At 73.4% G+C, this 9296-nt stretch carries 7 protein-coding genes; 1 reads left to right on the forward strand and 6 read right to left on the reverse strand.

The genetic code is table 11. The features are described from left to right. The 4 genes from ACWGIU_RS19665 to ACWGIU_RS19680 form a co-directional block, all read right to left on the reverse strand. The coding region (locus ACWGIU_RS19665) for a DUF4407 domain-containing protein (RefSeq protein WP_453707488.1) at positions 1–1342 on the reverse strand (1342 nt) is incomplete at its 3' end. Further along, complete coding sequence (locus tag ACWGIU_RS19670) at positions 1332–3068, reverse strand: hypothetical protein (protein WP_453707490.1); 1737 nt, start codon at positions 3066–3068, stop codon at positions 1332–1334. The genes ACWGIU_RS19670 and ACWGIU_RS19665, both read right to left, overlap by 11 nt. After that, complete coding sequence (locus ACWGIU_RS19675; RefSeq protein ID WP_453707491.1) at positions 3065–5227, reverse strand: hypothetical protein; 2163 nt, start codon at positions 5225–5227, stop codon at positions 3065–3067. The genes ACWGIU_RS19670 and ACWGIU_RS19675 overlap by 4 nt, the downstream gene beginning before the upstream one ends. 237 nt (positions 5228–5464) lie before the next feature. Continuing rightward, complete coding sequence (locus ACWGIU_RS19680; protein WP_453707493.1) at positions 5465–6328, reverse strand: hypothetical protein; 864 nt, start codon at positions 6326–6328, stop codon at positions 5465–5467. Between the two features lie 285 nt (positions 6329–6613). Here ACWGIU_RS19680 and ACWGIU_RS19685 point away from each other — a divergent pair, with 285 nt between their 5' ends. Further along, positions 6614–7198 carry a Pycsar system effector family protein gene (locus ACWGIU_RS19685; protein WP_453707495.1) on the forward strand — a complete coding sequence of 195 codons (585 nt, stop codon included), beginning with the start codon at positions 6614–6616 and terminating at the stop codon, positions 7196–7198. Here ACWGIU_RS19685 and ACWGIU_RS19690 read toward each other — a convergent pair. Continuing rightward, positions 7178–7882, reverse strand: a complete 705-nt coding sequence (locus ACWGIU_RS19690) for a Crp/Fnr family transcriptional regulator (protein ID WP_453707497.1) — start codon at positions 7880–7882, stop codon at positions 7178–7180. The two genes, ACWGIU_RS19685 and ACWGIU_RS19690, sit on opposite strands and share 21 nt — an antisense overlap. A 153-nt stretch (positions 7883–8035) precedes the next feature. Beyond that, positions 8036–9296 (reverse strand): MFS transporter (locus ACWGIU_RS19695; RefSeq protein WP_453707499.1); only part of this gene is annotated, 1261 nt, incomplete at its 5' end.

Here is a 9296-nt window from a genome sequence, read left to right on the forward strand (position 1 = left end):
GGGCGGTGCGGGCGTCGAGCTCCTCGCGGACCATGCGGGCGTGCTCGGTGCGCGCCTTGTAGTGGTCGTGCCCCAGCCGGGCCTTGTCCTCCTCGGCCCACACCTCGGCCGCGTACTGGCGTACCTCGTGGTCGATGGCGTCGACCCGGCGCTGCGCCTCCTGGTCCTCCAGGTGGATGCGTTTGTTGGCCTCGCGCCGCTCGGCGAGCCGGCGGTCGTACTCGGACGGGCCGCTCATCAGCTTGGCGAGCACCGGCATGGCGTCGACCAGCAGCAGCACGGCGTGCAGCAGGAACATCATGAAGAGCGCGAAGCCGTCGGACCAGGCCACCGTGGACAGGGCGTCGGCGCGCATCAGCAGTCCGTCGTGCTGCTGCGACTTCTGCCGCTCGGCGACCTTGGCGTCGATCGCCTCCTTGACGTCCGCGCGGTAGGCGGTGCCGGTGTTGATCAGTGCCTCGGACAGGACGTTGCCCTTGCCGACGAGTTCGGCGCGCTTCGCCTCGTACTCGGCGACCTTGCTCGTCGCCTTGTACGCGCCGGTGTCGGCGCGGGCGCGCTCACAGGTCTCGGTGGTGTCCCAGCCGTTGCCCCGCCGGATCCAGCGATCCTTGGCGCACTCGCGGCGCTCGGTCTCCAGCTTCTGACCGAGGGTGTCGTTGTAGGTCTTGATCTGCCCGTCGAGCCGGCCGGTGGCGGCGGTGTTGTCGGCGATGTCCTCCTTGATCGACGCCGGCGCTCCCGGCACCGTCAGATGGAAGTCGCCGCACTCGTCGCGGTCCGTCGTGTCCTGGCCGTCGAGGGGGTTGCACGCGGTGAGATCGCCCCGGAAGTCGGCGAGGTCGCGCTCCCTGTCGACCGCCATCTCCTGACGTATTTCCCGGTCGAAGATCTGGAACAGCAGCGGCTCGGCGATGGTGAGCCCGAGCACCACGGAGAGGAACAGCCGGGGCACCAGCATGCGGACCGCCCGTCCGCCGGTGTGGCCGTGGGTGCTGGAGACCAGCCAGCTGTCCAGGGCCAGCACGATCCACGCCCACACCACGCCGACGACGATCGCCACGGCGACCGGCGTGCCCTCGCGGATGGTGGAGATCGCCATGGCCATGGAGGCGCCGCCGAGCAGCGCGGTGTTGAGGACGATGGCTCCGTACCACGTGTAGCGGGCGCGCTCGGCGCTCTCGCGGTCGAGGATCTCCTCGCGGATGCCGATCAGCCGGCGCAGGAACACGGCGGGGCCGCGGCCGCCCCAGGGGCGCAGCGAGCGGTACGCGGGCCGGGACTCGGCCGCCCACGCGTCGTACTCCTCCTCGGGCGGGCGTACGGGGGTGTCAGCGGCCACGCTCCTCCCTCCCCGCTTCACCGAGGTCGTCGTCGGCGATCAGGGGGCGGCTCGCGGCGCGGGCGCCGTCGTCACCCGCGCCGTCGCGGTCCCGGTCGGTGCCGCCGTCGCGGGCGGGCCGGTCGGTACGCCCGCCTCCGTCGCCGTACCGGCCGTCGCCGTACCGATCGTCCCCGTACCGGTCGTCCCCGTACCGGTCGTCACGTCGGCCGTCGCGCGGGGCGTACTCCCGCCCGTACTCCTCCTTCCCGTACGAGGCCTCCTCGTCGTACGAACGGCGGCGGCGCTCGTCGGAACGGACCCGGGACGAGGCGCCGTCGCCCTCCTTCAGCTGCGGGGTCTCCGGGGCGCCGGCCACCTGCCCGGCGGGCGGGTCCTGGTCGAGGAGGCCCTGCCCGGTGCTGAGGCGCTCGACGAAGGCACGGGCGTCGAGCGGCGCGTTGTCGAGGAGGCCGCGGTTGATCATCTGACGGCCCAGCTCCTGGTTGATGTTGTCGCGCCGGTCGGCCCGGTGGCGCTGCTCGGCCCGGTCGGCCAGCAGGTCCTCGCGCTGATCCGCGCGCTGCCGCAGCTTGTCGTCGCGGTCCGCGGCCCGCTCCTCGCGCTGATCCTCCCGGGCGGCGTCGAGCACGGCGCGGTGGTCCTGGCGGTCGACCTCACGGTGCCGGTCCTCGCGCTCCCAGGTGTAGCGCAGGTCCTCCCGATCGGCGTTGCGCCGCCGTTCGGCGCTCTCCCAGTGGCGGTCCTCCTCCTCGCGCTTCCGCTCGTGCCGGACCCGGTCGCTCTCGCGCTGCCGCTCGGCCAGCTCGGAGTACCCGATCTCGCCCCGGCGCTGGGCGAGGACGTCGGTGTTGGCCGGGTCGGTGCCGAAGTCTTCGAGGTCCTTGATCGCCTCGATGCGCTCGAACTCGTTGTCCTTGCGCTTGAGGCTGTGGGTGTAGTGCTGGTCCTCGGCGTCGGTCCGCTGGGTGTACGACCGCCGGAGGTCATCCAGTTCCTGCTGGTGGCGCATTTCGAGCGCCTTGCGCTCGGCGTCCATCCGCTCGCGTTCCTTCTCGCGCTCGTGCTCCATCAGCGCGCGCTCGCGGCGTACCGCCTCCTTCACGCGGTCGTGCTCGCGTTCGCGCCGCTCCTCGTCGGCACGGCGCTGCTGATCGGCGAACTCCTGCGGGGTGAGCACCGTCAGGTACGGGTCGCCGACGGAGAGCCCGGCGATCCGCGGCGGTTCCATCTCCAGGTACGAGATCAGGCGCGAGGTCAGCCGCCGGGACACCTCCTTGCCCGCTTCGAGCGGCCATTCCTGGGTGACGTCGGTGAGCCCGGGCAGCGCCCGGAGATAGCCGAGCAGCCGGGACTCCACGTCGACGACGCCCTCGCGGACGACGGCCACGGGGTCGGTGACCGTGCAGTGGAAGGCGACCTGGACGGTGAAGCCGTCGGTCTCGGCGGACGGTACGTCGGTGCCGACGGTGACCGGCACGGCGGTACGGCAGTCGACGACGGTGACGGAGCCGGCGTTCAGGACGGTCTCGTCACCGGGCCCGCGGACACCGTGGTCGGTGAGGTACTGGTCGCCGGTGCGGTAGACGAGGACCTGGTGGGCGGAGACGCGGGGCAGTTCGTCGTGCGAGCGGGTGGGCTGGTTCCAGAAGCGGCGACCGGTGCGGGGCGCGGGGGCTAGCACGCGCTCCTCGACCAGGGGATAGGCCTTGCGGATCGTGGTCATCGTGGGTGGGTGTCCTTCGCACTGTTCAGGGCGCCGAGCAGGGTCGCGACACAGTCGGGACCCGTGGCGCGAGTGGGACGGGAGACCGCGAGTCGGCCCCACTCGCTTGTCAGCAAGGGGTGCTCGACCTGCGGAAGCGCGGCGGCGAGGGCGTGACCGAGTCGCGCGGCCGCAGCGGTGGGGTCGGAGGTCACGGCGGGCAGGCCACGGACCGTGACGAGGAGAGCGGACAGGGCGCTGCGGCGCAGCGGCCGGTAGCAGAGGATCGCCGCCCACAACTCGGCGACGACGTCGGCGTCTTCGGGCCGCTCGGCGAGGTGGCGTGCGACGGCGGGGCGGCCGGAGAGCCGCTCGGTGGCGGTGAACACCCAGAGGGCGGTTTCGAGGACGAGCAGGCCGCTCGCCGAGTAGGCGGCGGACCGGGTGCGCCGTTCCTTCCTGATCCGGTGTGCCAGGGCGTCGAGCACGATGCCGGCGTCCTCCTGGCAGTCGACGAGCGTCAGGAACAGCTGCGCCCAGGCCCGCAGACCGTGTGCGCGTTCCGCCCGCTTTTCGAGGGCGCCGCTGCGCAGCACCGCCCAGAGCCACTTCACCGCGTCGGTGGGGAAGGTGACGCCGAGCTGCCCGCTGAAGGCGATCAGGGCGGTGCCCCGCAGGGTGGGGTGGAGGGACTGGGCCCAGGTGCGGGCCAGCGTGAGCGCGGCGGCCGCCTGGGTCTCCTCCAGGCACATGTACCAGAGCACGTACACCGCGAGGGTCTGCCCGGTCTCGCCGCTCTCCCCGCGCGCCCACGGGTCGAGGTAGCTCTGTACGACCTCGTCGAAGGCGATGTGCCCGAGCAGGGTGAGTCCGGAGGCGATGGAGAGCTGGAGGGCGGGGTCGGGGTCGGCCTCGACGAGCGCGTCCAGCCAGTGCCGGACCGCGTCCCAGTACTCGGTGGGGTGGTCGCGCCACAGCGCCTGCAGCACCCAGCGGCGCAGCTCGGCGTCGGCGAAGACCATGACCTCGCGGGTGGTCGCGCCGTAGATCTGCATCTCGGTGGTGATCAGCGCGTTACGGGAGAGCGAGCGGCGCCGGTCCACCGGGCGGGCGCGGCGGCGCTGCTGCGGGTCCTGGCCGTCGGGGCCGGCGCCGGCCTGCCCCGAGGCGTCGGGTACTGCCGTGCCGTCGGCGGTGGAGGAGGGGGCCTCCGGGGTGAAGTAGAGCGGCCCGAGGAGCCGTTCGAGGAGGTCCTGCAGCGATTCGAAGGCGCGCCGTCCGATGCCGGGAGCGAACGCGAGGGTGGTGACCTCGGCGATCTCGCGCAGGCTCCGCTCCTCCTCGGCACCGAACCACTCCTGGACCGCCTGCGGCGCGCTGCCGCTGTGCTCCTTCCACGCCTGGTCGGGGTCGGCGCCCGCCGCGATCCGCTGCGCCGCCTCGGCGACGACGGCGATGGGGCAGCGGGGCGGGATGCCGGAGACGGCCCGGTCGACGATCTCCTGCGGAACACGGGCCTGGACCAGCCGGGCCCGTACCACCTTGTCCAGGAGCGGGGGCCGCCACGGCAGATGGCGTACGGCCTTGGGACTGCGCCCGGCCGCTCCGTGCACGGTGGTGACGACCAGATGGGCGCGGTGGCGGCGCAGCTGGTCGCGCACCCGGCGCCAGTCGAAGTCGGAGGAAGGACCGGCGGCGTCCGCGGTGGTCCCGGCGCCTCCCCCGGTCCCGGCGGTTCCGGTGCGGTCGAGGACGACGTAGCCGACGCCCTCGTCGAAGGCGCGCTCCGCGAGCTGGTCGAGGCCGATGTCGGGCGAGAGCACCACGTAGTCGGCGGAGGGTCCGACGGTCTCCCGCAGCAGGGCGACCGCGCCGGAGCGCTTGCCCGTGCCCTGGGGGCCGGTGAGGACGACGATGCCGGTACGGGACAGCTCGCGGGCGGCGTCGTCGAAGCAGTCGGGGCGGATGTAGGAGCGCAGCAGCGCGTCGATCTCGTCGGCGTCGAGGAGGCCGGTGGCGCGGGCCCGACCGGGCCGCTCGGCGGCGGTGGCGATCCCGAAGTGGGCGCGTCCGTGGTACTGCGGGCCGTAGAAGTTGTTGTAGACGCGGTAGTCGCCGTCGGCGGAATCGGCTCCGGAACCGGCTCCGGAATCCGCCTCGGGATCCGCTCCGGAATTCACTCCGGAATTCACTCGTGAGGGTGACGGGGATGCCGGTGTGGACGGGGTCGGGGAGGGGGTCGGTCCCGGGGTCGCGGGCGGGTCGGGGTCGGGGCGGGGATCGGTGGTGCCGTCCGCCTCCTCGGATAACTGCCGGGGTTCACCGAACACACCGTCCCCTTCCCCACCACTTCCGTGATCCTGCGTGGGCCGATCCGTGGATCTCACGTGTGCACCCCGTCTCCCCGTCCGCTCGACTCACTTGGAGATGCCGAAGACGACGTTCCCGTTGAAGACGGTTCCGTGCAGATGGTTGGTGACCGAGTCGCCTCCGCCGGCCCCGGCCGCCGCCGAACCGGAACCCGGACCGGAGTTCGGACCGGAACCCGGACCGGAGTTCGGTGCGGATCCAGAAGTGGATGCCGTGTCAGATCCGGAGCCCGACGTCGGACCGGAAGCGGAACCGGCACCAGAACCGACGCCGGTACCGGCACCGGAGCCGGAACCGGACTCACCGAGGTCCAGCGTGTGGACGTCGCACCCCGACACCCACAGCCAGGCCCGGCCGCGGTACTCCTTCTTCTCGACGACGACCTCGCGGAACTCCTCCGGCCGGAAGTTGGTGTACCCCTGCGCGACGAGCTCCGTGAAGATCGGCGCGGTCAGCGCGACGGCGAGCGCGGCGTCCGGAGCCGCGGCGAGGGCCCTGCGCAGGGGGTCGCTCTCCAGGACGCGGGAGACCTCGACGGGCCCGGGACCCACGAAGCCGTTGGGGGCCTCCGATGCCGGACCGAAGTGCACGGCGGCGCGCAGCGCGAGCCGCGCCTCGGGCACCCGGTCGCGGTTGTGCGCCCGCAGCCCGGCGTCCAGTCGGCGCATGAACGGCTCGACCAGCGCCTGCTCGCCGGAACCGGCCGGGAGCACGGCGAACTCGGAATCCCCGGCTGCCTGCCGTACCCAGGAGGCCCGGTCGAGCCCGGCCGCCTCGGCGGCGTCGGAGAGGAGCCGGGGCAACACTGTCTGGATATCGCGCTGTCGCGCGGTGTCCGCGCTGCCGTAACCTCGCGCGTCGACGGCCAGCAGAAGCCGCCTGTCGAACACGCCCATCGCACCTACGGACATCCCGTCCTCCTCGTCCGTGCCATCGGGAGGCTCAGCATGCCGCACCTCCAACTCACTCGCTAATCAGCTGAGTTACGCGGTGTCCAGCGATGCGGCATGCCGCTCCCGACCGTTGTCCACCCCCGTGGAGCGCCGGTCGCCCTGCCAGTCGTACACCGGAACCGGCCACCCGCACCCCGTGGAAATACGGGATCGCGCGAACTCGTCCGATCCCGTAGAAGTGCCTGGTCCGCCCGGCCGGCCCGCGGCTCAATGGAAGCTCCTACGAGCCGCGTTGGAGGTACCGTGACATCCATCCCGCCCGCCGCGCCCACGGCGGCGCCCACCCCTGCCGGGGGTGGGCCCGGGCCCGCATCGCGCACGATGCCGGCCGTCCTGCAGACCACACACCAGCACGCCGACGCCAAGGCCGGGATCCTCTCCGCCGTACAGGCGGCGCTCGTGGGAACGGCGGGCGCGTGGAGCGAGGCGGCCTTCGACGGCTGGCGTCGCGGCGGCCCGCTCGGCTGGCTGGCAGGGGTGCTGCTGGCCCTCTTCGCCTGTGGCCTCTTCGGCGGTGCGGCCTCGCTCGCGCTGGCGCTCCGGCCGCGCGTCTGGCGGCCCACCGGCCCCAACGACTACAGCTTCGTCCGGCTCGCCGCCGCCTCGGATCCGCCGCCGCCCGCCACCGACATCGCCCCCGGCATCGTCACCGCCACCGCCACCGCCACCGCCACCGCCGAGGACGAACGGCAGCTGCACGCGGTGATCCGCTTCCTCTCCGACGTGGCCCTGCGGAAGTACCGCTGCGTGACGGCCGCCGTGGTGTGCACCGCGGTGATGGGAACCTCCGCCGGTCTCTGCCTGCTGTTACGGCCGCTGCTCGGCTGATCCGCGGGGCCGGCGCGGGGCGGGCGGCGCCACGGGCTCGGCGAGTTCGGCCACCCGGGCGAGCCGGGCGAGGTCGTGCACGGTGGTCGTCCGGTATCCGGTACCGAGCAGCCCCTCGTCCCGCAGCTCGCGCAATCCCTTGTGCACGGTGGTCTCCGCGGCGCCGGTGAGCGCGGCGAGTTCGGGCTGGGTGAGCTGGAAGCCGATCACATGACCGCCACCCGCCTCCGGCCGCCCGTACGCCACGGCGAGCTCCACCAGGAGCCGCGCGAGACGCACCTTGACCGGATATCCCCGGAACTCGAGCCGCCGCCGGTTGGCCCAGCGCAGCCGGTCGGCCACGATCCGGGTCAGCGCCATCGCCACCTCGGGCCGCCGCAGCATGAGCCCGTGCAGGGCCCCGGGCCCGATCACCCGCGCCTGCAGCGGCCCGCAGGCCACCACCCCGGCCGACCGCGGCGCGCCGTCGAGCGCGGCCATCTCGCCCACGCTGTCCCCGCCGACCCGGACGGAGAGCAGTGACTCCTGCCCGTTCTCGACGGTCGCCGTGACCTTGGCGAACCCGCTGAGGATCACGTACAGATGCCGATCGGTGGCGCCCTCGGTGAGCAGTACGCCGCCGGAGCCGAGCGTCAACTCCGAGCCGAGCCCGAGCAATTCCGCCCGTGCGGGAGCGGACAGCACTCCGAGCAGGCTCCGACCCGGCCATTCCCACCGCTCACCCGGTTCCACGCCCACCCGTCAGCCCTCCGCCCTTCGCCCTTCGCACGCGGCACCCGCATCCCGAGCCCGCCCAGGCTAGGCCCTCCCCCGGGTCTGCCCCACCGGATGCGCGCCCTACGTCATGCGTCGGGCGCCCCCACGCGCTGCGTGGTCGTCTCGGTCCGGGGGCTCCGAGCCGCGGCCGGGGCGAGGCGGTCGGCGGCGGGTACGGAGCATCGTCAGGGCGTGCGCCGCTGCCGCGGACAGGCCCAGGAGCAGAGCGCCCGTCCACAGTGCGGCGGAGCCCCAGGTCTGCAGCACCGCCATCCCGACCGGGGCACCGACCACGAGCCCCAGGTTCCAGACGAAGCCGTACGCGCCCTGGTACGAGCCGGCCCGGCCCGGCGGCGCATGGCGGACCAGGAACGCGGAGGCCTGCGGGACGAGCAGCATCTCGCCGGCCGTCCACACCACCAGTGCGGCGGCGTACGCCCACGGCCCCGCGGCCACCGCGTTGGCCCCGAAGCCGACCGCCACCAGGACCGCCGCGCACAGGAACTGGACGTCCACGGCGAGCCGCCGGGTCAGCCGGGAGACCAGCGGCTGGCCGGTGATGATCAGGAATCCGTTGAGCGACACCACCAGGCCGTAGACCTGCGAGGACAGACCGTGTGCCTTCATGTCGAGCGGCAGCGCCGACTGCTTCTGCAGGTAGATCGCCGCCAGGCAGAACGAGAGCGCGAGGAACCACGCGGTCGCGGGGTTGCGGAACGGCGCGAGCAGTCCCCTCACGGTCTCCCGCCCGCCGTCGTCGGCGGCATCCGCCGCCCCCGCCGGGGCGGCCTCGGCCCGCGGCCGGGGCCCGGGCAGCCGGTGCGCCAGGCCGGCGTACGCCAGCGCGGTGGTGACGTTGAGCGCGATGAGCCAGTAGCCCGAGGCGGACAGGAGGAAGCCGGAGACGGCCGGGGAGATCGCGGCCCCGATGTTCGACGCCCAGTACAGCAGGCCGAAGGCCCGCACGTGCTCGCTCTCCGGCAGCGCCTGCGCGACCACCACCGTCCCCGCGGGCTTGTGCAGGGTCGAGGCGCAGCCGGCCAGGAAGGCCGCCACACCCAGTACGGCCGGCTGGGCCACCGCCGCCAGGACCGCGCAGGCGCCGATGGCGGTGACCTGGGAGACGAGGATGGCACCCCGCGCGCCGGTACGGTCCGCCAGGACGCCCCCCGCCAGCGATCCGGCCACCGACCCGGCACCCCACACGCCGACGAGGATGCCCGTCGCGCCGGGACCGATGCCCGACTCGGCGGCGAGGAAGAGCGCGAGGAACGACGGGACGAGGATCCCCAGCCGGTTCAGCAGGACGCCCGTGAAGAGCAGCCAGAAGACCCCCGGGAGC

The organism is Streptomyces sp. NPDC054840 (genome assembly GCF_053611065.1).